Genomic DNA, 18,879 nt, shown 5'->3' with positions numbered 1-18,879 from the left:
CGGCCCAGTTCATGCATGTCACGCATCTGTCGCTGGCCGACTTCCGCTCGTACGCCCGGGTCGAGGTCCCTCTCGACCCGGGCGTCACTGTGTTCGTGGGGGCGAACGGGCAAGGGAAGACCAACCTCGTCGAGGCGATCGGTTATCTGGCGACGCTCGGCAGCCACCGGGTCTCCTCCGACGCTCCTTTGGTGCGGATGGGCGCCGATCGGGCAGTCATCCGTGCGGCGGTCACCCAGGGAGAGCGATCTCAGCTGGTTGAGCTCGAGCTCAATCCCGGACGCGCCAACCGGGCCCGCATCAACCGGTCTTCACAGGTCAGGCCGCGCGACGTGCTGGGGATCGTGCGTACGGTGCTGTTCGCGCCGGAGGATCTCTCTCTGGTGAAGGGTGATCCGGGCGAGCGCAGGCGTTTTCTGGACGAGTTGGTGACCGCGCGATCGCCGCGGATGGCCGGGGTGCGTTCCGATTACGAGCGGGTCCTCAAGCAGCGCAACACCTTGCTCAAGTCAGCGGCGATGGCGCGCAAGCATGGGGGGCGGTCGATGGACATGTCCACCCTGGATGTGTGGGATCAGCATCTGGGGCGAGTGGGCGCCGAGTTGCTGGCACAGCGACTCGATCTGATCGCGACGCTGCAGCCTCTGACGGACAAGGCATATGAGCAAGTAGCCCCTGGCGGTGGCCCTGTGGTGCTGGCGTACCGGAGTTCGATCGGTGAGGACGTCGATGCGGGTCGGTCGCGCGATGAGTTGTACGAGTGGTTGCTCGGCCAGTTGGTGGCGGTCCGGAAGCAGGAGATCGAGCGGGGGGTGACGTTGGTCGGGCCACATCGCGACGATCTGGTCCTGAAGCTGGGGCGGCTGCCCGCGAAGGGCTATGCGAGCCATGGCGAGTCCTGGTCGTATGCGCTGGCATTGCGACTGGCGTCCTACGACTTGCTGAGGGCTGAGGGCAATGAGCCGGTGCTGGTGCTGGACGATGTTTTCGCGGAGTTGGACGTGCGCCGCCGTGAGCGGCTTGCCGAGCTGGTGGCTCCGGGCGAGCAGGTGCTCGTGACGGCTGCCGTGGACGATGACGTACCGGCCGTGCTCGCAGGACTGCGCTATACCGTTTCCGAGGGTTCGGTGGAGCGCGTATGAGCGCTTCGTCGGCCGACGGCGCAGGCGGTCCGCGGGATTTCGTCGGCACCGGTGACGTCGGGGGTGCTGGGGAGCGTACGGGTCCGGAGACGCCACGAATTCCCGAACCGTCCGGGATCGATCTGGCGCGGGTGGCCTTGCGGGCGGCGAAGGAGCAAGCGAAGGCGCGCGGTGCGGCGACGCAGCAGATGAAGCAGGCAAGGCGCGGTGGTCTGCGGTCCGGAGCACGGGCGGACGGGCGTGATCCGTTGCCGCTGAGTGCGGCAATCAATCGACTGATCACGGAGCGCGGCTGGGAGGCGCCGGCTGCCGTAGGCGGAGTGATGGGGCGCTGGTCACAGATTGTGGGCGAGAGCTTGGCGCAGCACTGTATGCCTCAGCGCTACGACGAAGATGCCCGTGTGCTCACCGTGGAATGCGATTCGACGGCGTGGGCGACGCAGCTTCGGCTGCTGGCCCCCCAGCTGGTAGCGCGGCTCAATGCGGATCTGGGCCAGGGCACGGTGAAGCTGATCAAGGTCTTGGGCCCGGGCGGGCCTCCGCGACGATTCGGCCCGCTGCGAGCGCCCGGCAGTACGGGCCCGGGAGACACGTACGGCTGACGCGACGAACTGTTTCACGTGGAACAAGAGGTCCTTGTTTCACGTGAAACAAGGACCTCGGTCGGCCGTACTGAAGACAGGTGCGGCTCCGAGTGTCCCTCACCGTAGCGAGAGGTTGACAGGTCGAAGCGCTCAATGCCCGTGTGAGCCTCTTGGGGCCCCTCTCTGGATATGGGGAGTCGGGTGAGGCCGGTTCAGGGCGGCACATGTGGACTCAGGTACCGGCAAACCCCCATTCATGTCTGCGCTACCGGTAGACTGGGAGCTAATCCCGCCCACCAGCGGAACAAGTCGAACGACGCAGCCACTCCTGCTTGCCCTGGAGCGGCCTGTGCTGTGCCAGAAAGGGCGCTTCGTGGCCGATTCCGGCAACCCCAACGAGATCACTCCGTCCACCGCCGGCGAGAACGGCGAGGTAACCCGTTCGTACGACGCCAGCGCGATCACCGTCCTCGAGGGTTTGGACGCGGTCCGCAAGCGACCCGGCATGTACATCGGCTCGACCGGTGAACGTGGGCTCCATCACCTGGTGCAAGAGGTCGTCGACAACTCCGTCGACGAGGCCATGGCCGGGCATGCCGACACGATCGACGTCACGATCCTGCCCGACGGCGGGGTGCGTGTGGTCGACAACGGCCGTGGTATTCCGGTGGGCATCGTGCCCTCGGAGAACAAACCGGCCGTCGAGGTCGTGATGACCGTTCTGCACGCCGGTGGCAAGTTCGGCGGTGGCGGCTATGCCGTCTCCGGTGGTCTGCACGGTGTAGGTGTCTCCGTCGTGAACGCCCTGTCGGCGAAGGTCGCGGTCGAAGTCAAGTGTGACGGCTACCACTGGACGCAGGATTACAAGCTCGGTGTGCCGACGGCTCCCCTGGCCCGTGGCGAAGCCACCGACGAGAGCGGTACCAGCGTCACTTTCTGGGCCGACGGGGACATCTTCGAGACGACCGAGTACTCCTTCGAGACGCTGTCGCGGCGCTTCCAGGAGATGGCCTTCCTGAACAAGGGCCTCACCCTGACGCTGACTGACGAGCGTGAGTCCGCCAAGGCGACCGTCGGTGCGGAGACGGTCGACGAGGCTGTGGAGGAGGAGCCGCAGGCTCGCTCGGTCACCTACCACTACGAAGGCGGCATCGTCGACTTCGTGAAGTACCTGAACTCGCGCAAGGGTGAGCTGATTCACCCGACGGTGATCGACGTCGAGGCCGAGGACAAAGAGCGTCTGCTCTCGGCGGAGATCGCCATGCAGTGGAATTCGCAGTACAGCGAGGGTGTGTATTCCTTCGCGAACACGATCCACACGCATGAGGGCGGCACGCACGAGGAGGGCTTCAGGGCGGCGCTGACCGGTCTGGTGAACCGGTATGCGCGCGACAAGAAGCTGTTGCGCGAGAAGGACGACAACCTCTCGGGCGAGGACATCCGTGAGGGTCTGACGGCGATCATCTCCGTCAAGCTGGGCGAGCCGCAGTTCGAGGGCCAGACGAAGACGAAGCTGGGCAACACCGAAGCGAAGACCTTCGTGCAGAAGGTGGTCTACGAGCACCTCACGGACTGGTTCGACCGGAACCCCATCGAGGCCGTGGACATCATCCGCAAGGCGATTCAGGCGCAGACCGCCCGGGTCGCTGCCCGTAAGGCGCGGGACCTGACCCGGCGCAAGGGGCTGCTGGAGAGTGCCTCGCTTCCCGGCAAGCTGAGCGACTGCCAGTCGAACGACCCGACGAAGTGCGAGATCTTCATCGTCGAGGGTGACTCCGCCGGTGGTTCGGCGAAGTCCGGACGCAACCCGATGTACCAGGCGATCCTGCCGATCCGAGGCAAGATCCTCAACGTCGAGAAGGCGCGGATCGACAAGATCCTGCAGAACACCGAGGTGCAGGCGCTGATCTCGGCATTCGGTACCGGGGTCCATGAGGACTTCGACATCGAGAAGCTGCGCTACCACAAGATCATTCTGATGGCGGACGCCGATGTCGACGGCCAGCACATCAACACGCTGCTGCTGACCTTCCTCTTCCGGTTCATGCGGCCGCTGGTCGAGGCGGGGCACGTCTATCTGTCGCGTCCACCGCTGTTCAAGATCAAGTGGGGCCGGGACGACTTCGAGTACGCCTACTCGGACCGGGAGCGGGATGCCCTGGTCGAGCTGGGCAAGCAGAACGGCAAGCGGATCAGGGACGACTCGATCCAGCGGTTCAAGGGTCTCGGCGAGATGAACGCCGAGGAGCTGCGCATCACGACGATGGACACGGACCACCGGGTGCTCGGCCAGGTGACGCTGGACGACGCGGCGCAGGCCGACGATCTGTTCTCGGTGCTGATGGGCGAGGACGTCGAGGCGCGGCGCTCGTTCATCCAGCGCAACGCCAAGGACGTTCGGTTCCTCGACATCTGAGCCGGTCTCTGCTGACCGCACTGAAAGGACTTTGACCAGCGATGGCCGACGAGAATTCCCCTGTGATGCCCGAAGAGGAGCCCGCTGTCCCGGGCGTGGGCATGCGTGTAGAGCCGGTGGGGCTCGAGACCGAGATGCAGCGTTCGTACCTCGACTACGCGATGTCCGTCATCGTGTCGCGTGCGCTGCCGGATGTACGGGACGGGCTGAAGCCCGTGCACCGCCGAGTGCTGTACGCGATGTACGACGGTGGTTACCGGCCCGAGAAGGGCTTCTACAAGTGCGCCCGCGTCGTCGGTGACGTCATGGGTACGTACCACCCGCACGGCGACTCCTCGATCTACGACGCCCTGGTCCGGCTGGCCCAGCACTGGTCCATGCGCATGCCGCTGGTGGACTCCAACGGAAACTTCGGTTCGCCGGGCAACGACCCTGCTGCGGCCATGCGGTACACCGAGTGCAAGATGATGCCGCTGTCCATGGAGATGGTCAGGGACATCGATGAGGAGACCGTCGACCTCCAGGACAACTACGACGGCCGTAATCAGGAGCCGGTGGTTCTGCCGGCTCGCTTCCCGAACCTGCTGGTGAACGGTTCAGCGGGCATCGCGGTCGGCATGGCGACCAACATCCCCCCGCACAACCTGCGGGAGGTCGCAGCCGGCGCCCAGTGGTACCTGGAGAACCCGGAGGCCACGCACGAGGAGCTCCTGGACGCTCTGATGGAGCGCATCAAGGGCCCGGACTTCCCGACGGGTGCGCTGGTTGTGGGGCGCAAGGGCATCGAGGAGGCGTACCGCACAGGTCGCGGCTCCATCACGATGCGTGCGGTCGTCGCGGTAGAGGAGATCCAGAACCGCCAGTGTCTGGTGGTAACGGAACTCCCGTACCAGACCAACCCGGACAATCTCGCACAGAAGATCGCCGACCTGGTGAAGGACGGCAAGGTCGGCGGTATCGCGGACGTCCGCGACGAGACGTCTTCGCGTACCGGCCAGCGGCTGGTCGTGGTCTTGAAGCGTGACGCGGTCGCCAAGGTCGTGCTGAACAACCTCTACAAGCACACCGACCTGCAGTCGAACTTCGGTGCCAACATGCTGGCGCTGGTCGACGGGGTGCCGCGCACCCTGTCGATCGATGCCTTCATCCGGCACTGGGTGACGCACCAGATCGAGGTCATCGTCCGGCGTACGAAGTTCCGGTTGCGCAAGGCCGAGGAGCGGGCACACATCCTGCGCGGCCTACTCAAGGCGCTCGACGCGATCGACGAGGTCATCGCACTCATCAGGCGCAGCCATACGGTCGAGAACGCCCGTGAGGGCCTGATGGGCCTGCTGGAGATCGACGAGATCCAGGCGAACGCGATCCTGGAGATGCAGCTGCGCCGACTGGCCGCGCTGGAGCGCCAGAAGATCACTGCCGAGCACGACGAGCTTCAGGCGAAGATCAACGAGTACAACCTGATCCTTGCTTCGCCCGAACGTCAACGGCAGATCGTCAGCGAGGAACTGGCGGCCATCGTCGACAAGTTCGGTGACGACCGACGCTCCAAGCTGGTGCCTTTCGACGGCGACATGTCCATCGAGGACCTGATCGCCGAGGAGGACATCGTCGTCACCATCACGAACGGTGGTTACGTCAAGCGCACCAAGACCGAGGACTACCGCTCGCAGAAACGCGGCGGTAAGGGAGTACGCGGGACGAAGCTGAAGCAGGACGACATCGTCGCCCACTTCTTCGTCTCGACCACGCACCACTGGCTGCTGTTCTTCACCAACAAGGGCCGGGTCTACCGGGCGAAGGCATACGAGTTGCCGGACGCCGGCCGTGACGCGCGCGGCCAGCACGTCGCCAACCTGCTCGCCTTCCAGCCGGACGAGCAGATCGCGCAGATCCTGGCGATCCGCGATTACGAAGCCGCGCCGTATCTGATCCTGGCCACCAAGGGCGGTCTGGTGAAGAAGACATCGCTCAAGGACTATGACTCGCCTCGATCGGGCGGTGTCATCGCGATCAACCTGCGGGAGACCGCAGACGGCAGCGATGACGAGCTGATCGGTGCGGAGCTGGTTTCGGCGGACGATGATCTGTTGCTGGTCAGCAGGAAGGCGCAGTCGATCCGGTTCACCGCGTCGGACGACGCGCTGCGTCCGATGGGACGTGCGACCTCGGGCGTGAAGGGCATGAGCTTCCGTGAAGGTGACGAACTGCTCTCGATGAATGTCGTCCGGGCGGGTACTTTCGTCTTCACAGCCACCGACGGCGGGTACGCGAAGCGGACCCCCGTCGATGAGTACCGCGTCCAAGGTCGTGGTGGTCTCGGTATCAAGGCCGCCAAGATCGTGGAGGACAGGGGCTCGCTGGTCGGTGCCCTGGTGGTCGAGGAGACGGATGAGATCCTTGCCATCACGCTCGGCGGCGGTGTGATTCGTACGCGAGTCAATGAGATCAGGGAAACGGGCCGTGACACCATGGGCGTCCAACTGATCAACCTGGGCAGGCGCGACGCGGTGGTCGGTATCGCTCGTAATGCCGAGGCCGGCCGCGAGGCGGAAGAGATCGACGCAGTCGATGGTGATGTTGTCGACGGCGAGATGGTCGACGGCGAAGCGGTCGAAGCGGGAGCGGGAGTCGAGGGCACCGAGCCTTCGACAGGGGAGCACGAGGAGTAGAGCGTGAGTGGAGCCACGGGCGCCGGAGCGGCCGCTTCGGGAGCTGGAGCACACGGTGCCCGTGGCCCTGCCGCGGACTCCCAAGGGGGAACGGTGACGGATGCTCGGGGGGCTCAGCCTCCTTACGAGGCGCAGCCCTATCAGCCGCCGCAGGCCTATCCGTCACCGTCGGCTGCCGGTACGCATGGTGGACAGCCACGGGATGCCGGTGCGCAGGCGGTGCGGCGGGCGCGCACGGGCGCGCGAACGACGCCGCGTACCCGTAAGGCGCGGCTGCGGGTGGCGAAGGCTGACCCGTGGTCGGTGATGAAGGTCAGTTTCCTGCTGTCGATCGCGCTCGGCATCTGCACTGTCGTCGCGGCAGCCGTGCTGTGGATGGTCATGGACGCGATGGGCGTCTTTTCGACCGTGGGCGGCACCATCAGCGAAGCCACCGGGTCGAGTGACGGCAGTGGCTTCGACCTCCAGTCCTTCCTGTCGCTGCCGCGGGTGCTGCTGTTCACGTCGGTCATCGCGGTGATCGACGTGGTGTTGGCCACGGCTCTGGCAACGCTCGGCGCCTTCATCTACAACCTGTCCGCCGGGTTCGTCGGCGGCATCGAGGTGACACTCGCCGAGGATGAGTAGGGGCCCGGCTATCGATTTTGGGACTGGCCCTGAAGTGCGCTAATCTTCAGGGGCAGCGCGGGGCTATAGCTCAGTTGGTTAGAGCGCATCCCTGATAAGGATGAGGCCACAGGTTCAAATCCTGTTAGCCCCACCGCGAACATCGGCTCGGACGGGAATCTCCGTCCGAGCCGATGTGCATTCCCGGCGCAATACTCCAGAGCGAAGTAGGTCACCGATCGGTATCGGCCGGTGTGTATAGTCGGGCGGCAGAGGTCCCTTACGTCAAGGAAAGACGAGGTCGCGCGGTGAAGAAGCTTCTCCTGGTCGCACTGGCTGCCATTGGCGGGCTCCTCGTGTACCGCCAGATCCAGGCGGATCGCGCCGAGCAGGATCTGTGGACGGAGGCGACTGACTCCGTGCCCGCAGGTTCGGGTGTGTGAGACCCAGCGTCTTGAAGTCATAGCCCCGGCCGCCAGGCGGCCGGGGCTCTGCCGTATGCGGTAGCTGGTTCGGGGAGCCGATTCGGCCGCAGCCGCAGACAGCGGGATGACGGGCAGGGCAGGATGGGTCGGCATCGCGGCACTTCCGGGGCGGGCGCGGGAGCGGCACCGTCGCTCCGGTCGCCGTGCTGATGTCGATGGTGTTCGACGAATGCCCGCCGCGTGGACGACAAGGGGCGGTTGGTCATGAGGCGGCGCAGCAGGGACTGGGTCGCGCCGGTCGTGGGGTCGGCAATGTGCGCACTGATGGCATGGGGTGTGTTGCCCGGGCAGGCCTGGGCGACAGACTCTCCTGGCTCCTACGTCTTCGATGCGCACGCCCGGACGGTGGCCGGCGCGGCTGTCAGTACGGATGCCGAACAGCTGAAGGCGGGCTCGGTATACCGCTCCACGATCAAGCCTGGCGGGCAGCTGTACTACCAGGTGGATCTGGATGCCACCTCGAACGCATACGTCTCGGCTGTTGCCGTGCCCCCGCTGGGGTCACAGGCGAGTGTGGGCTACAGCGACGGGATCAAGGTGACGTTCGAGGACCCCGAGGGCGGCCCGTGCGGCTATGACCAGGCCGCTGTGTTCGGCTCTGCCGAGTACCCACGCCCGATTGCCGCTTATGCCTCCCGTACGGTCGGTGGAAGCCGCGTCTTGTGCCGGACAGCCGGGCCGTACTACGTGCTGATCGAGCGGGAGACCAAGGCCACTTCCACGCATGAGAACTGGAACCTGGAGATCCGATTCGACACCGAGCCCGGCCTGAAGCCCGGCGCGGACAGTCCGACGCAGGCGCCCACCAGTTGGCCGTCGGCCTCCGCCGTGCCGCCCAGTGGTACTTCCGAACGAACGCACGGCGGAACGGGATTCAACGACGCGCATGAGTTGACAGCCGGCGTCTGGCAGGACCGGATCGAGCCGGGCCGGACTCTTTTCTACCGGGTTCCGGTCGGTTGGGGGCAGCAGGTGTTCGCCACGGCCGACCTCGGCAGCTCCACGGGTGACGGGTACGTCGGGAGCGCCCTCACCATGCGTCTGTACAACCCGGTCCGGGGCGGCGTCACCGCGGGGAGCACGGCTTTTGACGGGAAGCCGAAGTCGGCTGCCCTCGATCCGATGGCACCGGTCGCCTACGTGAATCGGTACAGCGTGATCGAGGAGGTCAATGGGGCACGGACAGCAGGTGACTACTACCTTGCGGTGTCGCTCAGCCCCGACGTCGGGAAGGAATTCGGGCGGAAGAAGTACGGGGTCACGCTGCGGATGACCGTCAGGGGCGACAAGACACCCGCCCCCGCTTACGCGGGTGCGGCCCCCGGCTTCGGTGGCGCCGATGCGGGTCAGGGAACGGACAACGCCACCATGACGTGGGTAGGAGTTGCGGGGATCGGTGCCGGTACGGTGCTGATCCTGGGCCTGGGCATGTGGACGGTACTCGCTCGGCGGCCTGCTGCCACAGACCGGCCGCAGGCACCCGCTCCGGTGGGACAGCGGTACGGCCCCCCTCCCGCCAGGTAGTGCATCTCCGGGCGCCGTTTCAGCGCCGGTCGAGCGCCCAGATGCCCACGGCGAAGCAGATCAGTGCGAGGAAAAGAATCGGGAACGCCACCTTCGGGGGCGGTCCCGATCGCCTCTTCGCGACCGGCGCCGACTGGGTGGGAACCTGCTCCTGCTGAGCGGTGTACAGATGAGTGTGAGGCCGTTCGTACGGGGCTTGAGCAGGGATGGGGGAACCGGCATGCGAAGCCGTGACCGTGGGAGTGGGTGCGAGTTCGGGTGGTGGTGCGGGAGCGGGTGGAGGTGCGGGAGCGGCAGGGGGCGCGGCCGCCGGCTGCGTTGGCGGAATCAGGTAGAAGCTTCCGGTCTCGGACATCGCGTTCGCCTGTGGCTGATGCGCCACGGCATGGGGGACCTGTGTCTGTGGTGGGGGCCGTCGCGGGGCCGGGCCGGCAGGGCCGAAGCCCTCGGGAAGCGGACCGATCTGGTCGAAGACTTCGACCGGCTCCTCACCGCTACCGGTCTCGTCAAGCAGTTCACCGACGGCCGTCAGAGCTTTGCGCGCGCCGGTCGCCGTGCGAAACCGGTCCTGCGGATCCGGCTGGAGCAGCCCTGCGATGACCTGCCACAGCGGTTCGGGTACGCCCTGCGGAGCGCCAGGCGTACCGTGCGCCAGGAAATACTCGACCAGGGCTCTGGAGTCCGGCTTGGCGCCCTCCAGCAAATAGAGCGCCACCAGGCCGACCGCGAAGAGGTCGGCCGTGAAGTCGGATTCCGCACCCAGCATTTGCTCGGGTGCGAAGTAACCAGGCGTTCCCACCACGTAGTCGGTCGCGGTGAGCCGGGGCTCGCCCTTGCGCATCGCGATGCCGAAGTCGGAAAGCCGCAAGTGCGGTCGTCCCGTTCCGGTGGCCTCCAAGAGAATGTTGGCCGGCTTGATGTCGCGGTGCACGACCCCCTCGGCATGCACCGCGGCGAGTCCGGCCAGCAGCTGGTCGAGCAGGATACAGACGAACGGAGGTGGCAGCGGTCCGTAGTCACCGATGACATGGACGAGCGAACCGCCGCTCACCAGGTCCATGGTGAACAGCACCTTGTCGTCGTCCGCTGCCCAGCTGGCGGGGGCCAGCACGTGCGGGTGATCGATCCGCAGCGCCTGCTCGCGCACAAACCGAAGCAGTGTGTGCGCGTCGCTCTGCTGCAGCACCTTGGCTGCTACATAGCGGCGTCGCCGGTGGTCCCAGGACCGCCAGACCGCTCCGGCGCCCCCACGCCCGATCGGGTCGACCAGTTCGTACCGCCCGGCGAATACCTCACCCATCTGCTGTGCTCGCCCCCCCATATCAGCTGCGTCGTATCAGCTGCGTAGTAGCTTCAGCTCTGGTGCCCCTCGTAGTGCGACACCGCTTCCGCGGTGCGCCCGGCGCCGTACACCCTGAGGAACTCTGCCAGTTCCGGATGCGTCGCGGCGAGTGTGTTCGCCGCCTCGATGATGTCCCCGGCCCCGGACACCGAGCGCAGCAGTGACTGGATCTCCCGCACCACGCGACGTACGGTCGGTGCGCTCGAGCTGGATGTGCTGTGGCCTGTGGTGGAGAGGACGGAGCCGCCCTGCGACTTCTTGATCTCTTCCATCCGGTCCGTGGCCTCGCCCGCGCTGACACTGCCGTCCGCGACCAGGCCGGACAGCTCCTGAAGGGCCTGGACACGCTGGACAACCGCGGGGTTGCCGATCTTGGCCCGCTGGCCGCTCATCAGCTGGGAGAGCATCGGTGCGGACAGCCCGAGCACCGCGGCGAGGCGGGCCTGATTCAGCCCCAGATCATCGATCAGACGACGGAAGAGCGCCCCCAACGGCTCCCCGTACCAACTGCGCTGAAGGTCTCTCGCTCTCGCTGTGGCTTCCTGCTGTGTCGCGTCCATTGCGTCTCCCCATCGCTTCCCCAGTGCGGCAGCTTCACTGCCGCGAACCTCGTCGTGCATCTTACGGAGCGTGGTCGCGGACCGGGAGTACCAATCCTTTTGCGAGATACCCCCGGTCACCCGCTACTCTTGTCTCGCACCAACCCGTTCCGGGGCCTTAGCTCAGTTGGTAGAGCGCTGTCTTTGCATGGCAGATGTCAGGGGTTCGACTCCCCTAGGCTCCACTCGACTCCGCAGATCCTGCTTTACCGAACGCAGTGAGGGGCGCCAGGAGACTCAGGTCTCCTGGCGCCCCTCACTCGCTCTGCTACCGCCCGTTCCCGCCGCAGCGGGCTGTGCGCGGGCGGGTCCTTTCGGCCGCAAGCCCGCGGCGTCCGCCTCAGGGTCGTTCGTTGCGGTCCGGGTCGTCGGATTCCGCTTCAGCCTGCTTGGCCTGTACCTCCGGGTCCAGTGCGTCGGCGCTGCCGTCGACGGCGCTCAGGTTCGGCCGGTCGGGCACCTCGGTAGGGGCGGGCGGTTCGACGAGCCAGTCGGGGTTCGCCTGCTTGTCCCACCACTTCCAAGCGGCGAATGCCCCGCCGGTCAGGACTCCGACGACGAGGAGGCCCTTGGCCAGTCGGCCGGCCCGCGCCCGTCGTTGGTGCCTTCTGACCAGCTTCTGGACCTTCTTCGCCGGCACTTGTCCGCGCAGCGCCGCCAGCGCGGCCGCGCTGCGAGCCAACGCCTCCTCGCGTACGGGCTGGGCGGCCGCCATCGCCTGTTCGACGTGCGGGGCTAGTTGGCTCTGCGCCTGCCGGGCCGCCTTGCCGGCTCGCTGCGCTGCCGCATCGACCCTCGGCGGTACATGGGTCAGGGCCTCTTCGACGCGCGGCGCTACGCGGGCGTCGTACTGGGTCCGCGCCTGCTGGGCGGCCAGCGAGACCTTGGGAGCCAGTCGTACTCGTGCTTCGTTGGCGTAGTACGTGGCCTGGTCCTTGGCCGTTCCGGCGTAGGGCGCCACCACGTCCGCGGCGTGCAGCACGCTCTCCTTCGCCGTACCGGTCGCGGCGCGCACGCTGTCCATGCGGGTCACGGGATCCTCCTTGTCGGTGGCGTTGTGTATTCGCCTTTCCACCCTTTTCGAGATCATGCCCGCTCCGAGCCATCACGGCACATGTGGACGGGCATCCGGGTGCAAGAAAGGCGACATGCGGTCAAATGGTGCAAGAGGGCTCGGCCCGAGAATGCCACGGTTCGGTCCTGGGCGCGTCGTTTCAGCGGCGACTCAGTCGCCTTTCTCGGTACCGGGGCGGTCCGTGGGAGGATCGGTGAACGTCACAGCGGACTTACGGAAGGCACATCGTGGCCGAGCAGCTTTACGCCACCCTGAAGACCAACCACGGCGACATCGAGGTGCGGTTGCTGCCGAACCACGCGCCCAAGACGGTCAAGAACTTCGTTGAGCTCGCTCAGGGCGAGCGTGAATGGACCCACCCGGCCACCGGCAGGAAGTCCAAGGACAGGCTGTACGACGGCACGGTGTTCCACCGGGTGATCAGCGGTTTCATGATCCAGGGTGGCGACCCCCTGGGCAACGGCACGGGCGGCCCCGGCTACGAGTTCGGCGACGAGTTCCACCCCGACCTGGCATTCGACAAGCCGTATCTGCTGGCCATGGCCAACGCGGGCCCCGGGACCAACGGCTCACAGTTCTTCATCACGGTAGCGCCCACGGCGTGGCTGACCCGTAAGCACACCATCTTCGGTGAGATCACCGACAAGGCCAGTCAGACCGTCGTGGACGGCATCATCGCCGCGCCGACCAACCCGCGCACCGACCGTCCGATCGACGATGTCGTCATCGAGACAGTGGTCGTCGAGAACCGCGAGCGGTGAGAACGCCGTTTCCGGCAAGGGTGTCGCTGTATGGGAACCACCCGCCCCGTTCGTCCGTATGACGAGCGGGGCGGTGTACTGCGTACGCGCCCCGTAGGAGAGGGAGGGAGCCCGATGGAACAGGTGCCAGGAGGGCCGGAGCGGCAGTCGTCGACGAGCGGGCTGCCCAGCTGCTATCGCCACCCCGGTGTGGAAACGGGCATCAGCTGCACGCGCTGTGAGCGCCCCATCTGTCCGCAGTGCATGGTGAGTGCCTCGGTCGGATTCCACTGCCCGGAGTGCGTACGCGGCGGTTCGGGTTCGGGTCACAGCGCGTCGGCGAGCAGGCCTCGCACCGTGGCGGGCGGGAGTGTGGCAGCCGATCCGCGGCTCATCACGAAGATCCTCATCGGCATCAACCTGGCAGTGTTCATCGCCGTTCAGGTGGTCGGCAACCGGCTGCTCGACGATCTCGCGCTGGTCGGCCGGTGGCCACCGGCCCCCTTCCCCGCCACTCAGGGTGTCGCCGAGGGTGAGTGGTACCGGCTGCTGACCTCGGTCTTCCTGCACCAGCAGTTCTGGCACATCGGGTTCAACATGCTCAGTCTGTGGTGGATCGGTGCTCCGCTGGAAGCGGCGCTCGGACGAGCCCGCTACATCGCGCTCTACTTGCTCTCCGGTCTGGCCGGCAGCGCGCTGACTTACCTGGTGGCATCCCCGACCCAGGCGTCGCTCGGCGCTTCCGGGGCGGTTTTCGGCCTGCTGGGAGCCACCGCCGTCCTCTTGCGGCGCCTGAACTACGACATGCGCCCGGTCATCGCGCTGCTGGTGATCAATCTGATCTTCACCTTCACCTTCAGCGGGATCGCGTGGCAGGCGCACATCGGGGGCCTGGTTGCCGGCATCGCCATCGCCATCGCCATGATTCACGCCCCCCGCGAGCGGCGCGTGCTGGTGCAGTACGGCGCCTGCGCGCTGGTCCTGGTGGCTACGGTCGGCATGGTGGTGGCCCGGACCGCCATGCTCACCTGAGGCAGCGATACCGGACTCCGGTGGTCAGTTGTCCACAGCGCGTGGCGGATCTTGTGCGCCCTGTGGGGAACATGTGTGCCCCTTGTCCCCGACCTGGGTTTTCCCAGGAAGGGCAAGGGGCTTCACTGATGTGGTATGGAACGATGCGGTCACACCGGCGTCAACGTTCGTCAAGTTATCCACAGATCTTCTGAGTTTTCCCCGGCTGTGGATAGCGCTGTGGATAACTCCGCGGTGATGCTTGACTCAGGCGCGGGCGCCGGGGCCTTTCGGGGACGAGCTCACTTCCACTGGGTCGAGACGCCGAAGCCGGCGGCGATGAAACCGAAGCCGACCACGATGTTCCAGTTCCCGAACGGCTTGATGGGCATATCGCCCTCTGTCACATAAAAGATAACGATCCAGGCGAGACCGATCAAGAAGAACGCAAGCATCACCGGAGCCACCCAGCTGCGATTCGTCAGCTTTATGGCGGCTGCCTGCTTCGTCGCGGGCGGCGGTGTGAAATCGGCCTTCTTGCGGATGCGTGACTTCGGCACGAGGGACTCTCCTGTCGATGCGCTGCGTGACCGCGCAGGGGGAACTGTGTAGGGAGTGCCCGGAGCGGGAAGCGACATGGCGCATTGCCTCCCCCGGGCGTCAGTTAGCGTAGTGCTTCCGGGGCGTGGAAGGAGATAAGGGTACGTTGAGCAATTCTGGCGACTCTCCCGCAGAGGCCGGCCGACGTCGGGTGTGGCGTCCGGTCCGGGTGCTCACCGCCGCCGTTTTCGCGCTCGCCGGTCTCATCTTCGTCACGAGTTTCAACACGGCCAAAGGCACGGATATCCGTACCGATGCGTCCATGCTCAAGCTTTCTGACCTCATCCAGGAGCGCAGCCAGAAGAACAAGGCGCTGGACGAATCCACCGCCACGGTCCGGGACGATGTGGACGCGCTGGCTCAGCGCGACGACGGAAGCTCCAAGGCCGAGGACGCCGATCTCGCGGCGCTCGAGAAGGCCGCGGGCACCCGGAAGGTGAGTGGGCACGCCCTGACGGTCACGCTGAACGACGCCCCGCCCAACGCGACCGCCAACCCCGGTTACCCTCCGCCGCAACCCAATGACCTGGTCATCCACCAGCAGGACCTGCAAGCGGTCGTCAATGCCCTGTGGCAGGGCGGTGCCAAGGGCATCAAGGTCATGGATCAGCGGTTGATCACCACGAGTGCGGTGCGCTGCGTAGGCAACACCCTGATTCTGCAGGGCCGCGTCTACTCGCCGCCGTACAAGGTGACGGCCATCGGCGACCTGGGCAAGCTGAAGGCCGCTCTCAGCGCCTCTGCGGCCATCCAGAACTACCAGCAGTATGTGAAGGCGTACGGCCTGGGCTGGAGTCTTGATGAGCGGCAGGCGATGACTCTTCCCGGTTACTCCGGCACGGCGGATCTGCATTACGCGAAGCCGGTGCAGTAGCGCCGGAACGCGGCGGCGGGTGCCGGTGCCGCTGATCTGCCTGTGACGAGGGCAAGCTGGCGGCTTTGCGCAGGTGACCCACAGCGACTACCGCGGCCCTTTAGTCTGGTCCCGTACCACGAACGGAAGGGACAGCATGTACGGCTGGATCTGGCGGCATCTGCCGGGCAACGTGTGGCTTCGGGCTCTGGTGTCGCTCGTGCTCGTGCTCGCGGTCGTCTACCTGCTCTTCCAGTACGTCTTTCCGTGGGCGGAGCCGCTGCTTCCGTTCAACGACGTGACGGTCGACCAGGGGATGGGAGTCCAGCGATGAGCACCCGCATCCTGGTGGTCGACAACTACGACAGCTTTGTGTTCAACCTGGTCCAGTACCTGTACCAGCTGGGCGCCGAGTGCGAGGTGGTACGCAACGACGAGGTGTCCCTCGCCCATGCCCAGGACGGCTTCGCCGGCGTACTGCTCTCCCCCGGTCCCGGTACGCCCGAACAGGCCGGGGTCTGCGTGGAGATGGTGCGGCACTGCGCGAGCACCGAGGTGCCCGTCTTCGGCGTGTGCCTGGGTATGCAGTCGATGGCGGTGGCGTACGGCGGTGTGGTGGGCCGGGCCCCCGAACTGCTGCATGGCAAGACGTCTTCGGTGACGCACGAGGGGACCGGGGTGTTCGCCGGGCTGCCTTCGCCTTTCACCGCGACCCGTTACCACTCGCTGGCCGCGGAGCCGCAGGCGCTGCCCGACGAGCTGGAGGTCACCGCGCGGACCGCCGACGGCATCATCATGGGGGTCCGGCACCGCGATCTTCCGGTCGAGGGTGTGCAGTTCCATCCGGAGTCGGTGCTCACCGAGCACGGTCATCTGATGCTGGCCAACTGGCTTGCGGTATGCGGGGACACGGGAGCCGTCGGCCGGTCGGCCGGGCTCGCGCCGGTGGTGGGCAAGGCTGTGGCGTGACAGCGTCGCGGCCCGGACACGACGGCTCGACGGCGCCGGGCCGGCCCGGTGACGGCGGACCCGACGGGACTGCCGGTGCCTCGCATGCGTACGATCCGCTGACGGATCCGCTGCCGCCGGGCACCCACGGTTCGCGGGGTGCCCACGATGCGTCGGGCACCCACGGTTCGCCGTGGTTCGGGGCCGAGCACGTCCAGCTGGAGCAGCCGGTGATGCATGATCCGCCGCCGGACTGGTACGGGCGCGAGGCGTTCTATCAGCCCGTTCAGGAACCGGTCGGGCAACCTGCTCCGGAGCCGGCCACCCAGATCATGCCCGCGCTGTTCCCCGACCCGGCGACGGCGCCGGGAGCGGACCGGGGCCCTGCCCCCGGGACCGAACCGGCTTTCACCTCTCCGCGGGACAACGAGACCGTCGCGCTGCGGGTGCCTGGTCCCGCCGTACCGCAGCAGCCCATGCCGGAGCCGGCCGCACCGATCGGTGGCCGCGCCCAGCGCCGTAAGGCGGCCAAGGGGCGGGGCCACAAAGGCGGCGCCACGGCCGAGCCTGTGATCCCCGCCATCCCGCGGACCCGCATCGAAGCGCGCCGCGCGGCGCGTGCGCTGAAGGACAGCCCCGCGGTCATCGCCAGCCGGGCCATCGGTGAGATCTTCATCAGCCTCGGTGTGCTGATGCTGCTCTTCGTGACCTACCAGCTCTGGTGGACGAACGTACGGGCCCACCAGGAGGCGAACGGTACCGCCCACAGCCTGCAGGAGGACTGGGCGAAGGGCGGCAGCACGTCGAACCAGCCCGGCGCCTTCGAGCCGGGGCAGGGCTTCGCCATCATCCACATCCCCAAGCTCGACGTGGTGGTACCGATCGCGGAGGGCGTCAGCAAGCACAAGGTGCTGGACCGCGGCATGGTCGGCCATTACAGCGAGGGCAAGCTGAAGACGGCGATGCCGTCGGCCAGGACCGGCAACTTCGCACTGGCCGGTCACCGTAATACGCACGGTGAACCGTTCCGCTACATCAACAAGCTCAAGAACGGTGACAAGGTCGTCGTCGAGACGAAGGACGACTACTACACCTACGAGGTGACAAGCCACCTGGCCCAGACGTCCCCGTCGAACGTATCCGTCATCACCCCGGTGCCGCCGGGCTCGGGATTCACCGGACCCGGCCGTTACATCACGTTGACCACCTGTACGCCGGAGTTCACGAGTACGTACCGAATGGTCGTGTGGGGCAAGATGGTTGATGAACGGCCGCGCAGCAAAGGGATGCCCAAAGCCCTGACCGCAGGCTGAACTGTACGGACGGACAGGACGGGTGCGGTGGCATCGACGACCGAGCAGGACGAGCAGACGACTACGCGACCGGTGCGTCGCGGCGGCCGCGGCCGGATCGCGACCGCGGTCAGTGTCTTCGGTGAGCTGCTCATCACGACGGGGCTGATTCTCGGCCTCTTCGTCGTCTATTCCCTGTGGTGGACGAATGTCGTCGCCGACCGCCAGGCGTCGAAGCAGGGCGACACGATCCGGGACAAGTGGTCGCACAGCGGAAGCAGCGGACCCGGGGCGCTGAACACCAAGGACGGCATCGGCTTCCTCCATGTGCCCGCCATGAAGAACGGCGAGGTACTGGTCAAGAAGGGCACCAGCACCAGCGTGCTGAACACCGGGGTCGCGGGTTACTACGTCAAGCCGGTCAAGGCGGCCATGCCTTCCGCCAAGACCGGGAACTTCACGCTGGCCGCACACCGCGACGGGCACGGGGCCAAGTTCCACAACATCGACAAGGTGAAGACCGGCGATCCGATCGTCTTCGAGACGAAGGACACCTGGTACGTCTACAAGGTGTTCAAGGAGCTGCGGCAGACCTCGAAGTACAACGTCCAGGTCCTGGAGCCGGTCCCGGAGGGCTCGGGCAAGAAGAAACCGGGCCGCTACATCACGCTGACGACCTGCACCCCCGTGTACACCTCCGAGTACCGGTACATCGTCTGGGGTGAGCTGGTCCGCACGGTGAAGGTCGACGCGAAGCGGACGCCACCGGCGGAACTGGGCTGAGCACCTGCAGTCCAGTGCTCGCGCTCCAGGTTTCCGCCACCGTCCCTGGAGGCCGGCGAACATGCACCTCGAACTCACGCCAGTTCATGGCGTCAATCGCCGGCATGACACCGGCGAGTGAACTTCTGCTCCTGCCCACGCTGCAATCCGAGCAGCTGCACAGTGGCATCCCGAGCCGTCCCGTGATCCTCGGGGTCGGACAAAGCG

Annotated in this window: 18 protein-coding genes and 2 tRNA genes; 16 read left to right on the top strand and 4 right to left on the bottom strand. The window is 66.4% G+C overall.

Annotated elements, in window-relative coordinates; translation table 11 throughout:
- Positions 1 to 11: 11 nt before the first annotated feature.
- From recF to AB0M87_RS17515, 8 genes are all read left to right on the top strand, one after another.
- Positions 12 to 1,142: a DNA replication/repair protein RecF gene (gene recF, locus AB0M87_RS17550; protein ID WP_365853735.1), complete on the top strand. Its 1,131-nt coding sequence runs from the start codon at positions 12 to 14 to the stop codon at positions 1,140 to 1,142.
- A complete protein-coding gene (locus tag AB0M87_RS17545; protein ID WP_365853733.1) occupies positions 1,139 to 1,744 on the top strand; it encodes a DciA family protein in 606 nt (201 codons plus the stop codon). Before recF ends, AB0M87_RS17545 begins: the two co-directional genes overlap by 4 nt.
- A gap of 331 nt (positions 1,745 to 2,075) precedes the next feature.
- On the top strand, positions 2,076 to 4,142 hold the full coding sequence (gene gyrB / locus AB0M87_RS17540) for a DNA topoisomerase (ATP-hydrolyzing) subunit B (RefSeq protein WP_365853731.1): 2,067 nt from the start codon (positions 2,076 to 2,078) through the stop codon (positions 4,140 to 4,142).
- A 41-nt stretch (positions 4,143 to 4,183) separates the two neighbouring features.
- A complete protein-coding gene (gene gyrA, locus AB0M87_RS17535; RefSeq protein ID WP_365853729.1) occupies positions 4,184 to 6,814 on the top strand; it encodes a DNA gyrase subunit A in 2,631 nt (876 codons plus the stop codon).
- A 3-nt stretch (positions 6,815 to 6,817) separates the two neighbouring features.
- Positions 6,818 to 7,441: a DUF3566 domain-containing protein gene (locus AB0M87_RS17530; RefSeq protein WP_365853727.1), complete on the top strand. Its 624-nt coding sequence runs from the start codon at positions 6,818 to 6,820 to the stop codon at positions 7,439 to 7,441.
- Between the two features lie 59 nt (positions 7,442 to 7,500).
- Positions 7,501 to 7,574: transfer RNA gene (locus tag AB0M87_RS17525), tRNA-Ile, on the top strand.
- A 154-nt stretch (positions 7,575 to 7,728) separates the two neighbouring features.
- Positions 7,729 to 7,863 carry a DLW-39 family protein gene (locus AB0M87_RS17520; RefSeq protein ID WP_003958712.1) on the top strand — a complete coding sequence of 45 codons (135 nt, stop codon included), beginning with the start codon at positions 7,729 to 7,731 and terminating at the stop codon, positions 7,861 to 7,863.
- Between the two features lie 306 nt (positions 7,864 to 8,169).
- Positions 8,170 to 9,429, top strand: a complete 1,260-nt coding sequence (locus tag AB0M87_RS17515; RefSeq protein WP_365853725.1) for a hypothetical protein — start codon at positions 8,170 to 8,172, stop codon at positions 9,427 to 9,429.
- Between the two features lie 19 nt (positions 9,430 to 9,448).
- On the opposite strand, the gene AB0M87_RS17510 is transcribed toward AB0M87_RS17515, so the two are convergent.
- Both AB0M87_RS17510 and AB0M87_RS17505 read right to left on the bottom strand, forming a co-directional pair.
- Positions 9,449 to 10,729 (bottom strand): serine/threonine-protein kinase, encoded by a 1,281-nt coding sequence (locus AB0M87_RS17510; RefSeq protein WP_365853723.1) that lies wholly within the window; start codon positions 10,727 to 10,729, stop codon positions 9,449 to 9,451.
- A 53-nt stretch (positions 10,730 to 10,782) separates the two neighbouring features.
- On the bottom strand, positions 10,783 to 11,331 hold the full coding sequence (locus AB0M87_RS17505) for a DNA-binding protein (protein WP_365853721.1): 549 nt from the start codon (positions 11,329 to 11,331) through the stop codon (positions 10,783 to 10,785).
- A gap of 151 nt (positions 11,332 to 11,482) precedes the next feature.
- On the opposite strand from AB0M87_RS17505, the gene AB0M87_RS17500 reads away from it, so the two are divergent.
- A tRNA-Ala gene (locus AB0M87_RS17500) sits at positions 11,483 to 11,555 on the top strand.
- Between the two features lie 155 nt (positions 11,556 to 11,710).
- Here the strand turns inward: AB0M87_RS17500 and AB0M87_RS17495 are convergent.
- Positions 11,711 to 12,403: a DUF5324 family protein gene (locus AB0M87_RS17495; RefSeq protein WP_365853719.1), complete on the bottom strand. Its 693-nt coding sequence runs from the start codon at positions 12,401 to 12,403 to the stop codon at positions 11,711 to 11,713.
- 269 nt (positions 12,404 to 12,672) lie between these two features.
- Between AB0M87_RS17495 and AB0M87_RS17490 the strand changes: the two genes are divergently transcribed.
- Positions 12,673 to 13,206, top strand: coding sequence for a peptidylprolyl isomerase (locus AB0M87_RS17490; protein ID WP_365853717.1), 534 nt, complete (start codon positions 12,673 to 12,675; stop codon positions 13,204 to 13,206).
- 114 nt (positions 13,207 to 13,320) lie between these two features.
- The gene (locus AB0M87_RS17485; RefSeq protein ID WP_365853715.1) at positions 13,321 to 14,217 is read left to right on the top strand and encodes a rhomboid family intramembrane serine protease; all 897 of its coding nucleotides are present in this window, start codon (positions 13,321 to 13,323) and stop codon (positions 14,215 to 14,217) included.
- 281 nt (positions 14,218 to 14,498) lie between these two features.
- Here AB0M87_RS17485 and crgA read toward each other — a convergent pair whose 3' ends face one another.
- Positions 14,499 to 14,756: a cell division protein CrgA gene (gene crgA, locus AB0M87_RS17480; protein WP_365853713.1), complete on the bottom strand. Its 258-nt coding sequence runs from the start codon at positions 14,754 to 14,756 to the stop codon at positions 14,499 to 14,501.
- Between the two features lie 146 nt (positions 14,757 to 14,902).
- On the opposite strand from crgA, the gene AB0M87_RS17475 reads away from it, so the two are divergent.
- The 5 genes from AB0M87_RS17475 to AB0M87_RS17455 all read left to right on the top strand — a co-directional run bounded on the left by AB0M87_RS17475 (position 14,903) and on the right by AB0M87_RS17455 (position 18,672).
- Positions 14,903 to 15,670, top strand: coding sequence for a DUF881 domain-containing protein (locus tag AB0M87_RS17475; protein ID WP_365853711.1), 768 nt, complete (start codon positions 14,903 to 14,905; stop codon positions 15,668 to 15,670).
- Positions 15,671 to 15,806: 136 nt separating this feature from the next.
- Entirely contained in the window at positions 15,807 to 15,983 is a 177-nt protein-coding gene (locus AB0M87_RS17470) for a hypothetical protein (RefSeq protein ID WP_365853709.1), read from the top strand.
- Entirely contained in the window at positions 15,980 to 16,618 is a 639-nt protein-coding gene (locus AB0M87_RS17465; protein WP_365853707.1) for an aminodeoxychorismate/anthranilate synthase component II, read from the top strand. Before AB0M87_RS17470 ends, AB0M87_RS17465 begins: the two co-directional genes overlap by 4 nt.
- The gene (locus AB0M87_RS17460) at positions 16,615 to 17,910 is read left to right on the top strand and encodes a class E sortase (RefSeq protein ID WP_365853705.1); all 1,296 of its coding nucleotides are present in this window, start codon (positions 16,615 to 16,617) and stop codon (positions 17,908 to 17,910) included. The genes AB0M87_RS17465 and AB0M87_RS17460 overlap by 4 nt, the downstream gene beginning before the upstream one ends.
- Before the next feature lie 27 nt (positions 17,911 to 17,937).
- The gene (locus AB0M87_RS17455) at positions 17,938 to 18,672 is read left to right on the top strand and encodes a class E sortase (protein ID WP_365853703.1); all 735 of its coding nucleotides are present in this window, start codon (positions 17,938 to 17,940) and stop codon (positions 18,670 to 18,672) included.
- The last annotated feature ends 207 nt before the right edge of the window (positions 18,673 to 18,879 follow it).

It is taken from the genome of Streptomyces sp. NPDC051320, from assembly GCF_040682175.1.
In the GTDB taxonomy this organism is placed as follows: domain Bacteria; phylum Actinomycetota; class Actinomycetes; order Streptomycetales; family Streptomycetaceae; genus Streptomyces.
The sequence above is the reverse complement of the archived record's forward strand: the minus strand, read 5'-3'. Positions and strand labels throughout refer to the sequence as shown.